Annotated in this window: 11 protein-coding genes; 3 read left to right on the top strand and 8 right to left on the bottom strand. The window is 71.4% G+C overall.

What is annotated here, in order from left to right; all coding sequences use genetic code 11:
- Positions 1-71: 71 nt before the first annotated feature.
- Positions 72-3,287 (top strand): autotransporter domain-containing protein, encoded by a 3,216-nt coding sequence (locus ABC766_RS30715; RefSeq protein WP_345820293.1) that lies wholly within the window; start codon positions 72-74, stop codon positions 3,285-3,287.
- On the opposite strand, the gene ABC766_RS30710 is transcribed toward ABC766_RS30715, so the two are convergent.
- Positions 3,271-4,191 carry a LysR family transcriptional regulator gene (locus ABC766_RS30710; protein ID WP_345820291.1) on the bottom strand — a complete coding sequence of 307 codons (921 nt, stop codon included), beginning with the start codon at positions 4,189-4,191 and terminating at the stop codon, positions 3,271-3,273. The genes ABC766_RS30715 and ABC766_RS30710 overlap by 17 nt on opposite strands.
- Before the next feature lie 92 nt (positions 4,192-4,283).
- On the opposite strand from ABC766_RS30710, the gene ABC766_RS30705 reads away from it, so the two are divergent.
- A complete protein-coding gene (locus ABC766_RS30705) occupies positions 4,284-5,153 on the top strand; it encodes an aldo/keto reductase family oxidoreductase (protein WP_345820290.1) in 870 nt (289 codons plus the stop codon).
- A 157-nt stretch (positions 5,154-5,310) separates the two neighbouring features.
- Here the strand turns inward: ABC766_RS30705 and ABC766_RS30700 are convergent, their stop codons facing one another.
- The 7 genes from ABC766_RS30700 to ABC766_RS30670 form a co-directional block, all read right to left on the bottom strand.
- Positions 5,311-6,540, bottom strand: a complete 1,230-nt coding sequence (locus ABC766_RS30700; protein ID WP_182592253.1) for an ABC transporter substrate-binding protein — start codon at positions 6,538-6,540, stop codon at positions 5,311-5,313.
- A 269-nt stretch (positions 6,541-6,809) separates the two neighbouring features.
- Positions 6,810-7,697 carry a 3-keto-5-aminohexanoate cleavage protein gene (locus ABC766_RS30695; protein WP_345820289.1) on the bottom strand — a complete coding sequence of 296 codons (888 nt, stop codon included), beginning with the start codon at positions 7,695-7,697 and terminating at the stop codon, positions 6,810-6,812.
- Positions 7,698-7,713: 16 nt separating this feature from the next.
- On the bottom strand, positions 7,714-8,472 hold the full coding sequence (locus tag ABC766_RS30690; protein ID WP_345820288.1) for an SDR family NAD(P)-dependent oxidoreductase: 759 nt from the start codon (positions 8,470-8,472) through the stop codon (positions 7,714-7,716).
- Positions 8,469-9,419, bottom strand: a complete 951-nt coding sequence (locus tag ABC766_RS30685; protein ID WP_342142601.1) for a 3-hydroxyacyl-CoA dehydrogenase family protein — start codon at positions 9,417-9,419, stop codon at positions 8,469-8,471. The genes ABC766_RS30690 and ABC766_RS30685 overlap by 4 nt, the downstream gene beginning before the upstream one ends.
- A gap of 62 nt (positions 9,420-9,481) precedes the next feature.
- The gene (locus ABC766_RS30680) at positions 9,482-10,333 is read right to left on the bottom strand and encodes a MoxR family ATPase (RefSeq protein ID WP_342142603.1); all 852 of its coding nucleotides are present in this window, start codon (positions 10,331-10,333) and stop codon (positions 9,482-9,484) included.
- A 205-nt stretch (positions 10,334-10,538) separates the two neighbouring features.
- Positions 10,539-11,180, bottom strand: coding sequence for a hypothetical protein (locus ABC766_RS30675; RefSeq protein ID WP_043347422.1), 642 nt, complete (start codon positions 11,178-11,180; stop codon positions 10,539-10,541).
- On the bottom strand, positions 11,177-12,436 hold the full coding sequence (locus ABC766_RS30670; protein WP_043347420.1) for a hypothetical protein: 1,260 nt from the start codon (positions 12,434-12,436) through the stop codon (positions 11,177-11,179). The genes ABC766_RS30675 and ABC766_RS30670 overlap by 4 nt, the downstream gene beginning before the upstream one ends.
- Before the next feature lie 314 nt (positions 12,437-12,750).
- Here ABC766_RS30670 and ABC766_RS30665 point away from each other — a divergent pair, with 314 nt between their 5' ends.
- A complete protein-coding gene (locus ABC766_RS30665) occupies positions 12,751-14,595 on the top strand; it encodes a cation:proton antiporter (RefSeq protein WP_345820287.1) in 1,845 nt (614 codons plus the stop codon).
- Positions 14,596-15,260 lie beyond the last annotated feature (665 nt).

Below are 15,260 nucleotides of genomic sequence, written 5' to 3'. Positions count from 1 at the left end.
CGATTTTCCATCGATGATCTTGGATATGGGGCGCGCGACCGGCCGGACGGGGCGGTGTCGGGGAGCGCATCATGAAACGGGGATATGGGGTCTCAATCGCCGCTCTGGCGGTCGCGATGCTCGGTTCGGGCGCCCAGGCGCAGACGCCCGGTGCGGGCAACGGCGTCGACATCCTGTCGGGCTTCGGGCGGATCTGGATCCCCGGACGGACCTACGACACCGGATCGCCCACGGCCCTCGGGGCGCCCCTCCTGCTGCGCAACATCCAGATCGTCGCCGAGCGGGCGCGGGAGCGGACTCTCGCGCAGGAGATTGCCGCCTATTACGACGACCGCCGCAACCAGAGCTACAGCGTCATCGACGGCCTCGGCCCGCTGACCCAGGCCTATCTGGCGGGGTCCGGGGCGACCACCACGATCCCGGCCTTCGACGCGACCACGTCCCGCGTCCAGTATGTCGACCAGGGCACCGGCGCCGGCGTGACGACGTCGCCCCTCGGGAAGGTCGTGCAGCTGGTCAACGTGTTCCGGACCAACGCCTCCACCAGCCCGGCCAAGGACGCCTACAGCTACCCGCGCCCGTGGCGGCAGAGCCTGAACGGCGAGAGCCTCGGCTTCGTCGTGCCGCCCTCCCTCGTGCCGGAGAAGAGCCCGACGCCCGCGACGGATGGCGGCTTCCCGAGCGGCCACACCAACGCCGCCTACCTCTCGGCCCTCGCCCTGGCCTACGCGGTCCCGCAGCGGTTCCAGGAACTGCTCACCCGCGCCAGCGAGCTCGGTGACAACCGCATCGAGGCGGGGATGCACTCGCCCACCGACGTGATCGGCGGCCGCGTGCTGGCGACCTACTTCGCCATCCGGGCGCTCAACGACCCGGCCAACGCGACCCTGCTGGCGGACGCCGTCGCGCAGGCCCAGAGCTACCTGAGCCAGGCCTGCGGCGGGCCGCTGGAACGGTGCGCCCACGCCGCGGTCGATCCCGCCACCGACCGCTTCTCCGATTACGCGCGCAACAAGGCCGCCTACACGGCGCGCCTCACCTACGGTCTCCCCTCGGTCGGACCCACCAATCTGCCGCCGGTGGTCCCGACGGGCGCCGAGGCGCTGCTCGCGACGCGCTTCCCCTACCTCACGGCGGCGCAGCGCCGCGACGTGATCGCCACCACCGAGCTGCCCTCCGGCGGGTTCCTCGACAACGGCCTGGGCTACGACCGCATCAACCTGTTCGCCGCCGCCGACGGCTACGGGGCCTTCAACGGTCCCGTCAGCGTCACCCTGGATGCGGCCAAGGGCGGCTTCTCGGCCTACGATGTGTGGCGCAACGATATCGGCGGCGCGGGCAGCCTCGAGAAGCTCGGCAGCGGCACCCTGGTGCTGGCCGGCGCCAACACCTACGCGGGCGGCACGACGATCGGCGGCGGGACGCTGGTCGGCCATGCCGGCGCCTTCGGCACGGGCGCGATCGTCGACAACGCGGCCCTCGTGGTCGATCAATCCGTCGACGGGACGCTGCCCAACGCCATCTCGGGCTCCGGGACCCTGACCAAGACCAATTCAGGCACCCTCACGCTCACCGGCCTCAGCACGCTGAGCGGCGCCACCACGGTTCAGGCCGGGCGGCTCGCGGTGAACGGCTCCCTCGCCAACTCGGTCGTGTCGGTGCTGCCGGGGGCGGAGCTCGGCGGCTCCGGCACGGTGGGCGGGATCGGCGCGCTCTCGGGGGGCACGGTGGCGCCGGGCAACTCCATCGGCACGCTCACCGTCGCCGGCAATGCCGCCTTCGCGGCCGGCTCGACCTACCGGGTCGAGGCCAACGCCGCCGGACAGGCCGACCGCCTCGCCGCCACCGGCAGCGCCACCCTGTCGGGCGGCACCGTCCAGGTGCTGGCCGCCTCAGGCGCCTACAGTCCGCGCACCACCTACACGATCCTCTCCGCCGCCGGCGGCGTCTCGGGCCAGTTCGCCGGCGTGACCGCGAACCTCGCCTTCCTCAGCCCGGGCCTGCGCTACCGGACCGACGCGGTCGACCTGACCCTCACCCGCAACGACGTGCCGTTCGCCGCGTCAGCCACCAGCCGCAACGGCATGGCGGCGGCCAACGCCGTCCAGGCGGCCGGCCCGGGCCGGCTCTTCGACGCGGCGGTCGCCTTCACCACGGCCGAGGCCGGCAACGCCTTCCGGGCGCTGGCGGGCGACATCCATGCCGGCACCGTGTCTACCGCCTACGAGACCGCGTTCTTCGTGCGCGAGGCGGTGCTCGACCGCCTGCGCTGGGGCAGCCCCGGCACCGACCTCGATTACGGCACCCTGCCGGCCGCCTACGCGGCCGACCTGCCGGGGCGCCAGCCGGTGGTGGCGGGCGTGCCGGTGCGGACGCTCGACCCGCAGGTGTTCGGGCTCTGGGGCCAGGGCTTCGGCGCCTTCGGCACGGCCGAGGGCGGCGGCAACGCGTTCAACCTCGACCGGCAGATCGCCGGCTTCGCGGCGGGCGCGGATGTCCGCGTGTCGAACGGGCTGCGCGTCGGCGTGGTCGGCGGCTACACGGAGGCGTATCTCGACAGCGCCGGCCGGTCCGGCGGCACGAGCCGGGCGGAGAGCGCCACGCTCAAGAGCGGCTTCGGCGGCCTGTATGGCGGCTATGAGGTCGGGCCGTTGTCGCTGCGGCTGGGGGCGCTCTACGCCGGGACCGACACGCGCACCCGGCGGGCGGTGCTGTACGGGCTGTCGGACACGCTGAGCGGCCATGGCGGCGGCTATACGGTGCAGGGTTTCGGCGAGATCGGCTGGAGGATCGCGCTCGGCCAGCCGGCTCCGGCGGCTCTGGTGTCGAGGGACGGCGTCGCGGTGCCGGTGCCGCCGGCGGCCTCCTACGTCGAGCCGTTCGTCGGCGGGGCGTATGTCGGCATCCGGCGGGACGCCTTCGCGGAGACCGGGGGCGCGGCGGCGCTGGCGAGCGTCGCGCGGGACTACGATCTGGGCGCGGCGACCGTGGGGGTGCGGGCGCAGACGGGCCTGGAGCTGGGGCTGGGTCTTCCGGTGACGCTGCGGGGTCTGGTCGGCTACCGGCGGGCGTTCGGCGACGTGGTGCCGACGGCCCTGCTGCGGTTCGGCACGGGCCCGGCCTTCCTGAGCGCGGGCGTGCCGATCGACCGGGACGCGCTGGTGGCGCAGGTCGGGCTCGATCTGGCGGTGGCGCCGAACGCGAGCCTGGGCGTGGCCTACACGGGCCAGACCGGCGCCCGCGCCCAGGATCAGGCCGTGAAGGGCACCTTCACCCTCCGGTTCTAGCGCGCGACGCCTGCGCGCCGACGAAATCCACGAAGGCGCGCAGGGGCGCCGGCAAGAGCCGCCGGCCCGGATAGTAGAGGAACGGGCCGGAGAAGACCTGCCACCAGGGTTCCAGTACCGGCTCCAGGGCGCCGCTCGCGAGATGCGGGCGCAGCCAGTCCTCGAACAGGTGGACGATCCCGGTACCCGCGACCGCGGCTTCCACCGCGAGGTCGCTGGCGGCGACTCGCACGATCAGCGGCCCGGACGGGGCCACCCGGACGATGTCGCCGTCGCGCTCGAACTCCCAGGGCGCCGTCAGGGCGCCGCTCGGGAACCGGCCGAGCAGGCAGGCATGGGCGAGGAGGTCGCGCGGATGCTCCGGCCGGCCGCGCCGGTCGAGATAGGCCGGGGACGCGGCGGTGGCGAAGCGCTGCCGCCGCGGGCCGATCGGCACGGCGATCATGTCCTGCTCCAGCCGCTCGTCGTAGCGGATCCCGGCGTCGCAGCCCGCCGCCAGCACGTCGACGAACCCGTCCTCGACGACCACCTCCAGGCGGATCTCCGGGTAGGCCGCCAGGAAGGGCGGCACGAGGGCCGGCAGGACGAGGCGCGCCGCGCTCAACGGCACGTTGAGCCGCAGCGTCCCGGCCGGCCGGTCGCGAAACCCGTTCACCACGTCGAGGGCGGATTCCACCTCGGCCAAAGCCGGGCCGAGCCGCTCCAGCAGGCGCATGCCCGCCTCGGTGGGCGCGACGCTGCGGGTGGTGCGGTTCAGGAGGCGCACGCCGAGCCCCGTCTCCAGCCGGCGCACCGCCTCGCTGAGGCGCGACGCGCTCCCGCCCCCGGCGCGGGCGGCCTCGCGGAAGCCGCCGGCCCGCGCCACGGTCACGAAGGCGGCGAGGTCCGTGAGATCCTGGGTCATTGTTCGAAGATCCGCACAGCCCGTGCCGATTGTCACCGCTTATCGGTCGAATCGCTGGCGTCTACATCCGGGACGCGAACAGGAGATCCGTCATGACCGACATCGCGCAGGCCGGCACGTTCCAACTCGGCGACCGCAGGGTGAAGCGGCTCGGCTACGGGGCCATGCAACTCGCCGGGCCGGGCGTTTTCGGGCCGCCCAGGGACCGCGCCGCCGCCATCGCGGTGCTGCGCGCGGCCGTCGCCGCGGGCGTCGACCACATCGACACCAGCGACTTCTACGGGCCGCACGTCACCAACCAGACCATCCGCGAGGCGCTGCACCCCTACCCGGACGACCTCGTGATCGTCACCAAGGTCGGCGCGAAGCGCGGGGCCGACGCCTCGTGGAACCCAGCCTTCTCGGCCGCGGAGCTGACGCAGGCGGTCCACGACAACCTGCGCAACCTCGGCGTCGAGTCCCTCGACGTGGTCAACCTGCGCCTGATGTTCGACGTCCACGGGCCGGCGGAGGGCCCGGTCGAGGCGCCGCTCACCGTGCTGGCCGATCTCCAGCGCCGGGGGCTGATCCGCCGGATCGGCCTGAGCAACGCCACGCCGCGTCAGGTCGCGGACGGGCGCCGGATCGCCGACATCGTCTGCGTGCAGAACCAGTACAATCTCGCCCACCGGGGCGACGACGCCTTCATCGACGCCCTCGCGGCTTCCGGCACCGCCTACGTGCCGTTCTTCCCGCTGGGCGGGTTCAGCCCGCTGCAATCGGGCACCCTGTCGGAGGTGGCCGCCGGGCTCGGCGCGACGCCGATGCAGGTAGCGCTCGCGTGGCTGCTCCGCCGGTCGCCCAACATCCTGCTGATCCCGGGGACGTCGTCCCTCGGCCATCTGCGCGAGAACCTCGCGGCGGCGCAGCTCAGCCTGCCGGAGGAGGCCATGGCGGCGCTCGACCGGATCGGGGCGGCGTGAACGGCTTCCGTTCGGACGCTTCGGTTGCGGTCTCCCTCCCCGTCATCACGAGCGTAGCGACGTGACCCAGGTCAGCGCGACGACGGCCGGCGTCGCGCCGTCTGGATTGCTTCGCTCCGCTCGCAAAGACGGCGGTGCCGCAAGGAGCGCCCGACGCCTACTTCGCGGTCATGCCGGCCACCATCGGGCATCCGCCCTCGCTCATCGGGCGGAAGGCCTGCTCGGCGGGGATCGTCTCCAGCACCTTGTAGAGGTCCCACGCGCCCTTCGACTCGGAGGGCGCCTTGGCCTCGAACAGGTACATCGGGTGGATCTTGCGCCCGTCCGGCCGGATCGAGCCCTTGCCGAACAGCGGGTCGTCGGTGGGCATCTCCTTCATCTTGGCCACCACGGCGGCGCCGTCCTTGGCCGAATGCAGGGCCGCCACCGCCTTCAGGTAGTGCAGCGTGCTGGCGTAGACGCCCGCCTGGTACGAGGTCGGCTTCTTGCCGGGCATGCGCTTCTCGAACCGCTCCGCGAAGGCGCGGGTGCCGTCGTTGAGGTCCCAGTAGAACGAGGCCGTGAAGTCGAGCCCCTGCGCCACCTCCAGGCCCAGCGAGTGGATGTCGGTGATGGCGATCAGCAGGGCGGCGATCTTCTGGCCGCCCTGGCGGATGCCGAACTCGTGCGCCTGCTTGATGGCGTTGGCGGCGTCGAGGCCGGCATCGGCGAGCCCGATCACCTGCGCCCCCGAGGCCTGGGCCTGGAGGAGGAACGAGGAGAAGTCCGGGTTCGGGAAGGGCGTGCGCACGCCGCCGACGACCGTGCCGCCGTTCTTCTCCACCACGGCCTTGGTGTCGCGCTCCAGGGCGAGGCCGAAGGCGTAGTCGGCGGTGATGAAGTACCAGGTCTTGCCGCCGCGCTTGAGCATCGCCTTGCCGGTGCCGTTGGCGAGCGCCGCCGTGTCGTAGGTCCAGTGCACGGTGTTGGGCGTGCAGGCCGGGCCGGTGAGGTCGGCGGTGCCGCCCCCCGAGTTGATGAAGGCCTTGTTCTTCTCCTTGGTGATCTGCGCGATGGCGAGCGCCACCGAGGAGGTCGGCACGTCGAACACCGCGTCGACGCCGTCGCGGTCGTACCATTGCCGGGTGACGGAGGCGCCGACATCGGGCTTGTTCTGGTGGTCGGCGGAGACGACCTCGACCTTCAGCCCGTGCGCCTCCGGCTTGAAGTCCTCGACCGCCATGCGGGCGGCCACCACCGAGCCCTCGCCGGTGGAATCGAAGTAGACGCCCGAGCGGTCGTTCAGGACGCCGATCTTCACCGGGACGAGGTCGGCCGCGAAGGCGGCGCCGGCGCCGAGCGCGCACAAGCTCCCGAGCAGTCGCGCGACGTGGTGGCGGACCGTCATGTCTCTCTCCCTGTTTGTCCGAACGCGGCGGCGTTGATCGCCGCTCGGGCTGTTTCCGATTGCAGCGTATCCGTGGCGGTTCGCGGCTGAAACGGGTGCGCGTGAGGATGCCGGCGATCCGTCAGGGGCAGCCCTCCCCGCCCGAGACGACACCGCCGTCTTTGCGAGCGGAGCGAAGCAATCCAGCCGCACCACGCTCGCCGAGGTCGCGCTGCCCTGGGTCGCTTCGCTGCGCTCGCGATGACGGGGGAGCGACTACAATCGGACTCTCAACCGCCCCGCGGCGCCAGCCCGAAGATCGCCCGCGCCTGATCGGGCGTGGCCGGCGCACGGTCGATATGGGCCAGCAGGCTCACGGCCTTCTCCACCAGCGCGGCGTTGCTCGGCGCGAGCGTGCCGCGGGACAGGTACAGGTTGTCCTCCAGCCCGACGCGGACGTTGCCGCCCATGCCGGCGGCGACCGCGAGGATCGGGAACTCCTCCCGGCCGATGCCGAAGGCCGACCAGACCGCGTCCTCCGGCAGCCGGGCGCGCATCGCCACCAGGGCCTCCGGTGTCGCCGGCGCTCCCCAGGGAATGCCGAGGCAGATCTGGAACAGCGGCGGCCGCGCCAGATGCCCCTCGGCGATCAGGTGCCGGGCCAGCTCGATCTGGCCGAGATCGAACACCTCGATCTCGGGCTTCACGCCCGCCGCCCGGATGTGAGCCGCCATCGCCCGCAGGTGGCCGGGGGTGTTGAGGAACAGGTGCTCGCCGAAATTCATCGTGGCGACGTCGAGGGTGCAGATCTCGGGTGTGAGTGCCGCCACGTGCCGGGTGCGGGCTTCCGGGCTCACGAAGGTGGTGCCCGGGCCGGCGACGGCCGGATCGGGATCGCCGGGCACGAACCGGCCCCCCGCCCCCGTGGTCAGGTTGAGGATCACGCTGTCGTTCTGGTCGCGGATCCGTTCCACCACCTCGCGGTAATGGGCCAACTCCATGCTGGGCGCGGCGGTCTCGGGATCGCGGACGTGGATGTGGACCACCGCGGCCCCGGCGGCGGCGGCCTCGAGGGCCGACTGGGCGATGGCCTTCGGGCTCACCGGCACGGCCGGGTTCTTCTTCGGCGTGTCGAAGGAGCCCGTGAGGGCACAGGTGATGACGGTGGTGCTCGACATCGTATCCTCCCCGGGCTCAGATCGCCCCGCCGTCGACCGTGATCGTCTCGCCGGTGATGTAGGCCGCCCCCGCCGCGAGGAAGAAGATCGTCTCGGCGATGTCCTCCGGCCGGGCCATGCGACCGAGCATCGTGCGCTCCACCGTCGAGGCCTTGCGCGCCTCCGACCAGGGCTCGGTCCAGGGCGTGGCCACGAGGCCCGGCGCCACCGCGTTGACCCGCACGTCGGGCGCCAGCGCCCGGGCGAGGCTGCGGGTCAGGTTGATCAGCCCGGCCTTGCTGGCCGCGTAGGCCACCGAGGAGCCCCGCCGCCCGAGCCCGGCCACCGAGGCGGTGTTGACGATGGCGCCCCGGCTCGCCTTGAGGGTCGCGGCCGCGGCCCGGGCGCAGCGGAACGGCCCGAGGAGGTTGGTCGCCAGGATCGTGGCCCAAAAATCCTCACTCATCGCGTCGAGATCCTCGAAGGCGATGGGCGTGGTCGAGCCCGACGTTCCGGCATTGTTGACGAGCACGTCGAGGCCGCCGAGCCGGTCGATCCCGGCCGCCACCATCGCCTCGGCCTCGCCCGCCCGCGACACGTCGCCGGGCAGCGCGAGCACCGAGAGCCCCGTCCCGGCAAGTCGCGCGGCCTCGGCGGGACCGCGGGGATCGTCGGGCAGGTGGTTCAGCGCCACCGCGGCGCCGTTGCGGGCGAAGATCTCCACCGTCGCGAGGCCGATGCCCGACGAGGCTCCGGTGACGAGGACGCGCCGTCCGGACAGGTCCGCTCCGATCATGATCCCTCCATCCGGCCGATCCCGGCCATCGCCGCCTTGAGCGCCAGGAGCTTGCGGTCGCGCTCGCGGAACAGCTCCGCGGGCGCCCGGCCGCCCCAGTCGAAATAGCCGCACCCCGCCATCACCCCGGTCCGGCCCGCGGCGCAGAGGGCGTCGAGGGTCTCGGAGCGGGTGCGCGGCGGCGGCGGCGCGTAGCTGCCGTTGGCCAGCGCGCGCTGCGTCAGCTCCAGGCCGGTGAAGTCGGCCTTGGCGAGGTGGCCGAGGATCGGGATGCGCAAGGAGAGCCCGTGGATGATCGCCTCGTCGATGTCCCGCGGCGCGGCGACGTCCTCGTCGAGGAGCCGGAACACCTCGGCGCTGATCGCCTGCTGGATGCGGTTGGCGATGTAGCCGGGGATGAAGCGCTTCAGCACGATCGGGACCTGCCCGAGGCCGCGCACGAGGTCGGCCATGGCGGCGACCACCGCCGGATCCGTGCCGGGCCCCGGGACCACGTCGACGAGGTCGACGATGTAGGGCGGCGTGTACCAGTGCAGGATCAGCGCCCGCGCCTGCCGGGCCTCCGGGATCAGCGGGAACACGTCGAGATAGCTGGTGTTGCTGGCGAGGATCGCGTCGGCCGGGCAGAGCCGGTCGAGCTCGGCGAACAGGGCGCGCTTGGCCTCCGGATTCTCGGTGATCGCCTCGATGACGAGGCCGGCGCCCGCCACCGCCGCGTCCAGCGTCGCCTCGACCCGGACGGCCCGTGCCAGTCGCTCGGCATCCCAGCCCGCGGGCGCGGCCCCTGCCTCCTGCAGGGTGGCCAGCGCCGATTCCATCAGGCCGGGCACCCGCGCGCGGGTCTCCGGTGACGTGTCGGTGATCCGCACGCCGTGGCCGCCGAGCGCCAGCACCAGGGCGATGCCGTGCCCCATCACGCCGCCGCCGACGATCGCGATCTCGCCCATGCCGCACGCTCCGTCCCTGTCCCGGGCTCCTCTGGCGGGAGTCCTCGGGTCTTCACGCGAATTCAGCCGCCGCGCTGGTCCCGGCGCATCATGAAGGCCAGCTTCTCGAAGAGGCTGACATCCTGCTCGTTCTTCAGGAGCGCCCCATGCAGGGGCGGGATCAGCTTGCGGCCGTCCTGCTCGCGCAGGGTCTCGGGGGCGATGTCCTCGGAGACGAGGAGCTTCAGCCAGTCGAGCAGTTCCGAGGTCGAGGGCTTCTTCTTCAGGCCCGGCACCTCGCGCATCGCCAGGAAGGTCCGCAGGGCCTCCTCGACGAGGCGGTGCTTGATGCCCGGATAGTGGACGTCGACGATGCGCTGCAGCGTCTCGGCGTCGGGGAACTTGATGTAGTGGAAGAAGCAGCGGCGCAGGAAGGCGTCCGGCAGCTCCTTCTCGTTGTTCGACGTAATGATCACGATCGGCCGGCGCACGGCTTTGACGGTCTCGCCGGTCTCGTAGACGTGGAACTCCATCCGGTCGAGTTCGGTGAGGAGGTCGTTGGGGAACTCGATATCGGCCTTGTCGATCTCGTCGATCAGCAGGACCGGGCGCTCGGGCGCGGTGAACGCCTCCCAGAGCTTGCCGCGCCGGATGTAGTTCCCGATCTCCGAGACCCGGGGATCGCCGAGCTGGGAGTCGCGCAGGCGCGAGACCGCGTCGTACTCGTAGAGACCCTGCTGCGCCTTGGTGGTCGACTTGATGTTCCAGACGATCAGCGGCGCACCGAGTCCCCCGGCGATCTCCTCGGCCAGCACCGTCTTGCCGGTGCCGGGCTCGCCCTTCACCAGAAGCGGGCGTTCCAGCACCACGGCGGCGTTGACCGCCGCGGTGAGGTCGGGGGTCGCGACGTAGGTCTCGGTTCCGGAAAAGCGCATCGCGGTCTCGGAGAGGTGGGTCGAGGGAAACGGGTAGCGCGGGGCGCGGCCGGGCCGCAAGCGCCGAGCCCATCTGGCCCAACCTGTCCGAGCCCCGTCATCGCGAGCGAAGCGAAGTGACCCAGGGCAGCGCGACGTTCCGAGGCGTGACGCCGCCCTGGATTGCTTCGCTCCGCTCGCAAGGACGGTAGCGCCGCGAGCGATCTCAGCCCTTCTCGTGCCAGACGCAGTTCCGGGCCAGGATCTCCAGGTTCACGTCCGACTTCTGCGGCTGCGGCAGGGTCTTGCCGTCCATGGCGAGGTCGATCTTGATCTCGACCTGCCCCTTCGCCTCGGCCGTGCGGCGGGAGAAGTAGCAATATTGCTGGTAGGGCTGGTCGGCGCTGTCCTTGAAGTTCCAGCCGGTCACGATCTGCCCGTCGAGATAGGGCACCTGCTTGAACACCGTGAAAGTGGTGTTCACCGTCGCCTTCGAGGCCGGGGCCGCGTCGCTGCCGAGCTGCGCCTTGGTGGGGGTCGGCGACGCGGATGCCTTGGGCAGGCCTTCGAGCTTCAAGACGTTGTCGGTCAGCGTGACCTCGCCCTTGGTCTTCAGGGTCACGTCCGAGAGGGCGGCCTGCATGGCGGCGGCGATCTTCTCCGCCGCGGTGTCGAACTGGTTGAGCGTCGCCCAGCCATAGGCCGCCGCCCCGATGCCGATCCCGGCGAGGCACGCGAAGGCGCCGAAACCCAGCGCCCGGAACAGGAAGGCCCGGGCGGCGACGTAGCTCGAATCCGCCCGCAGGCGGGAGTTCACCTGCTGGGCGAGAGCGATATTCTCGGGGGTCCCGCTCGCGACGTAGTTCATGCGCCGGCTCCAGCGGCAGGGAGGGTCTGGCCCGGATGGGCCTGGTTGGGCAGCGCCTGCTGGCCTTGCGCCGGGCGGTTCATCGGGATCACCGCCCCCGAGGCGTTGGCGGCCCGGGGCAGGATCGGCTCAGGGTTCGAACGCAGGGCGTCGGCGATCGCGTCGAGCATGTACGGCGCCGCTTCCGGGTTCACGGCGGCGCCGAGGTCGTCCTCGTCCATGAAGGTCCGGCGGGTCGAGACCGCGCAGAGGGCCAGGATCGTCGACGCGAAGGCGGCGCAGACCGCGGGCAGGAACACGAAGATCCGCAGGAAGGCGTGGACCTGGCTCTCGGTCACGTCGATCGGATCGACGCCGTAGACCATGGCGGTGAACGAGTGGAGCTGCGAGCGGTTGACCGCGTTCCGGTAGCCCTGCTCGGCATCGGCCACGCGCCGGTCGGCGGCGCCGGGATCGAGGGCGGCGCGGGCCTTGCGGGCCTCCTCCAGGTCCTTGATCATCCCGGCGCGGTCGGCGGACGCCTTGGCGACACCCTGCGACAGGGCGGCGACCCGCGGATCGGCCACGCATTTCAGGTTCTGGTACTTCCGGCCCTTGCTGTTGGTGCCGAAGACGCGCTCGCAGCGCTGGGCCGGCAGGCCGGCGAGTTGCTGGGCGTTGTCGGCGGAACGCTTCTCGATCTGGTCGAGTTCGGCCGTGTACTGGGCCACGCGTTCGTCCGCCGCCTTGATGCGGTCGCCGATCGTCGCACGGTCGGCCTGGGCGTCCTTCAGGGCCGTCTTGGTCCGGGCCGCCTCCATCAGGCGGGGATGGAACATCATCTCGCCGAGCTGCGACACCGACTTGGTGGTCACGCCCGCCGCGAAGATGATGCCCAGCACCGCCAGCCCGCGCACGAAATGCGAGCGCTGGGTGCGGGCCAGGATGCCCAGCGGCACCCGGCACAGCTCCACCGCGGCGTAGACCAGGGGCGCCAGCAGCATGAAGTAGAAGGCGTGCCAGTCGCCGTCGCTGTAGACGCCGGCGAACAGCCACGCGCCCCAGAGCGAGGCGCCGATCACCATGAACTCGACGAGGTACGCGATTGCCACGTAGCCCCACTTGATGCGGTAGCCCTTCTCGACGTGGCGCTGGTGGCGCCAGCGGTCCGACTCGAGCTTCCACTCGCGCTTCTCGCGCTCGCGATCGCGGCTGGGGGGCGCTGTCGGACCGGAGAATATCGATTTGATGGAGATCATCGGCCTCGTCGCATCCATCCGGTCCAGTTCCGGGCAGGGCCCGGCCGAGCTTAACCCCCGGTTAACTCAGGCGTGTATGCGCCCATTGTGCCGATTTTGAGCCGCGTTGCACACACCCGCCGTACACATCCACCGGGTGATCGCCCGCAGCATCGCCCCGGTGGCGGAAATGTCTCACCCGATCGATGTATCCGGCTTGTGTCGGAGCGCACCTGCGCCGGCCCGTTCCCGGCCTGAAAGCGGTTGCCCGCAGCACGGCGACGACCCATGATCGCGAAGCCGTGATCGGCGTCCCCCTGCAGCCCCGAGAGACGAGGTTCGATCCGCCGCCGATGCCAGAGGTCCATGCCGGCTCCTACAAGGAAGCGATCCTGTTCCTCGTCACAGCGGGCATCGTGGTGCCGCTGTTCCACCGCCTGCGGATCTCGCCGGTGCTCGGCTTCATCGGCGCCGGCGCCCTGCTCGGACCCTTCGGCCTCGGCCGGCTGGCCGACACCTATCCCTCCGTTCACCTCTTCACCATCGGCAACCGGGCCGAGATCGCGCACCTCGCCGAATTCGGCGTGATCTTCCTGATGTTCATGATCGGGATCGAGCTGTCCTGGGAGCGCCTGCGGGTGCTGCGCCGGCTGGTCTTCGGCCTCGGCTCCCTGCAGGTGGGCTGCTCCGCGCTGATCCTCGGGGCGATCCTGTACGGGCTCGGCGTGCCGCTCACCGGCGCGGCGATCGTCGGCATCGGCCTCGCCCTGTCCTCCACCGCCGTGGTGCTGCCGGTGCTGGCCGAGCAGAAGCGGCTGAACGCGCCCACCGGCCGCACCAGCTTCGCGGTCCTGCTGTTCCAGGATCTGGCGGTGGCGCCGGTCCTGTTCGCCATCGCGGTGCTCGGCCGCGACGACGGCGGCGACAAGGGCTGGGCGCTGGCCATGGCGCTCGGGCAGGCGGCGATCGCGCTGGTCCTGATCGTGGTGGCGGGCCGCCTCGCCCTGCGCCCGCTGTTCCAGCTGGTGGCGCGCACGCGCTCCACCGAGCTGTTCATGGCCGCCTGCCTGCTGGTCATCGTCGGCACGGCGCTCACCGCGGCGGCGAGCGGCCTGTCGATGACGCTCGGCGCCTTCGTGGCCGGCCTTCTGCTGGCCGAGACCGAGTACCGCCGGGCGATCGAGGCGACGATCGACCCGTTCAAGGGCCTCCTGCTCGGCGTGTTCTTCGTCTCGGTGGGCATGAACCTGGACCCGGCCCAGCTCATGGCGAGCCCGGGCGCGATCCTCGGACTGTCCCTGGCGCTGGTCCTGATCAAGGCCGCCGTGGTGATGATGGCGGCTCCGGTCCTGAAGATCCCCCGGCCGGTGGCGCTGGAGACGGCGCTGCTGCTCGGGCCGGGCGGCGAGTTCGCCTACGTGCTGATCGGCGGCGCCATGGCCACCGGGCTCGTGCCGGAGGAGGTCGGGGCGGCGGCCCTCGTGGTCACCACCGTCACCATGATCATGATCCCGGCGCTCGCCGCCGTCGGCCGGCGTCTCAAGATGCGGGCGACGGCCGGCGCCCAGGCCGCCGCCAAGGCGGAGCCGTGGCCGCAGCGCTTGGAGAACCGGGTGATCGTGGCGGGCTTCGGCCGCGTCGGCCGGCAGGTCGGCGAGATGCTGGAGCGGCACAAGATCCCGTACCTCGCCCTCGATTCCGACGCCGCCCGGGTCGCCGAGCAGCGCCGCGCCGGGGCGCCGGTCTATTTCGGCGACAGCGGCAGCACCGAGATGCTGCGCCGCTGCGACATCGCCACGGCCCGGGCCCTGGTCGTCACCCTGGACAACCCGCGCGCCGTCGAGGCGGCGGTGGTGGCGGCCCGGGCCGAGCGGCCGGACCTGACCATCGTGGCCCGTGCCCGCGACGCCCGCCACGCGTCGTCCCTCTACGAACTCGGCGTCGACGACGCGGTGCCGGAGACGATCGAGGCCTCCCTGCAGCTCTCGGAGGCCGTGCTGGTCGATGTCGGCGTGCCGATGGGGCTCGTCATCGCGTCGATCCACGAGCGGCGGGACGAGTACCGGACCCTGCTGAAGAAGCGCGAGAACGAGGCGAAGCCGGTCTTCCGGGCCCGGCGCACCGTGGGGAAGGCGCTCGGCAAGCCGCCGGCCAAGCGCGAGCCCGAGCGCCAGGAGGCGGCCGGCCAGGAGGCGTGACAGGAGGCGTGACAGGAGGCGTGAGCCGCAGCCCTGCCGAACCAGCGGGGCGCCGCCGCGGTAGCGCGTCCGTTGTCCGTCTGCGGAACCGGAGAGCGCGCCGATTCCGCCGCCCGACCAAGGTCAGGATCACGACTGCGTGGCTGTCCCAGGCCCGGTTGCGGGTCCTGCCGCGTCCAACCCCGGCCGCTTCCCAGCTTCAGCCAAGTCGTGCTGCGGCGGCGGCCGGCAGGCGCAGGAGACGTCGAAATCTTTCGATGTGATTGATTCGAACAGAAGGCGGCGCCAAATTTTTTTGCGTGAAGTCTGTAGTGCATGCTGCTAGGGGTCGCATGTTCAAATGCGATATTTTGGAATATCTGCCTAAGTAGTTCTTTGTTTGCCGGGAATCGATCTGATTCCTGCAACTTTGGTCTTCGCCCGCAGGTGCCTCTGAGGGCGAGGTCCGATTGCAGGTGAAATTGGCTCAAGATTTCGCCATGTAGGATTGCGGCATTCGACCGGTGCGCGTCTGATGCGAGTGAAGCCCGTGATGGCTAAAAGCGGTCTCCTGATGTTCTGCGCGTCACGTAACGTTCAACCGGCGGCGCAAGACCGGCTCGCGATCCGGGTCTTCCCGCCGATCCGTGCGTGCGGCGTCGAGCGAGGTCGCGATGTATGAGGGG

This window comes from Methylobacterium fujisawaense (genome assembly GCF_039619325.1).
GTDB classification, from domain to species: Bacteria; Pseudomonadota; Alphaproteobacteria; order Rhizobiales; family Beijerinckiaceae; genus Methylobacterium; species Methylobacterium fujisawaense.
The sequence above is the reverse complement of the archived record's forward strand: the minus strand, read 5'-3'. Positions and strand labels throughout refer to the sequence as shown.

What these genes read in the sequence shown, in the direction of transcription:
- ABC766_RS30710 (WP_345820291.1), bottom strand. Translation starts at nt 4,191, where the DNA reads ATGACCCAGGATCTCACGGACCTCGCCGCCTTCGTGACCGTGGCGCGG.
- ABC766_RS30700 (WP_182592253.1), bottom strand. Translation starts at nt 6,540, where the DNA reads ATGACGGTCCGCCACCACGTCGCGCGACTGCTCGGGAGCTTGTGCGCG.
- ABC766_RS30675 (WP_043347422.1), bottom strand. Translation starts at nt 11,180, where the DNA reads ATGAACTACGTCGCGAGCGGGACCCCCGAGAATATCGCTCTCGCCCAG.
- ABC766_RS30715 (WP_345820293.1), top strand. Translation starts at nt 72, where the DNA reads ATGAAACGGGGATATGGGGTCTCAATCGCCGCTCTGGCGGTCGCGATG.
- ABC766_RS30665 (WP_345820287.1), top strand. Translation starts at nt 12,751, where the DNA reads ATGCCAGAGGTCCATGCCGGCTCCTACAAGGAAGCGATCCTGTTCCTC.
- ABC766_RS30670 (WP_043347420.1), bottom strand. Translation starts at nt 12,436, where the DNA reads ATGGATGCGACGAGGCCGATGATCTCCATCAAATCGATATTCTCCGGT.
- ABC766_RS30690 (WP_345820288.1), bottom strand. Translation starts at nt 8,472, where the DNA reads ATGATCGGAGCGGACCTGTCCGGACGGCGCGTCCTCGTCACCGGAGCC.
- ABC766_RS30685 (WP_342142601.1), bottom strand. Translation starts at nt 9,419, where the DNA reads ATGGGCGAGATCGCGATCGTCGGCGGCGGCGTGATGGGGCACGGCATC.
- ABC766_RS30680 (WP_342142603.1), bottom strand. Translation starts at nt 10,333, where the DNA reads ATGCGCTTTTCCGGAACCGAGACCTACGTCGCGACCCCCGACCTCACC.
- ABC766_RS30705 (WP_345820290.1), top strand. Translation starts at nt 4,284, where the DNA reads ATGACCGACATCGCGCAGGCCGGCACGTTCCAACTCGGCGACCGCAGG.
- ABC766_RS30695 (WP_345820289.1), bottom strand. Translation starts at nt 7,697, where the DNA reads ATGTCGAGCACCACCGTCATCACCTGTGCCCTCACGGGCTCCTTCGAC.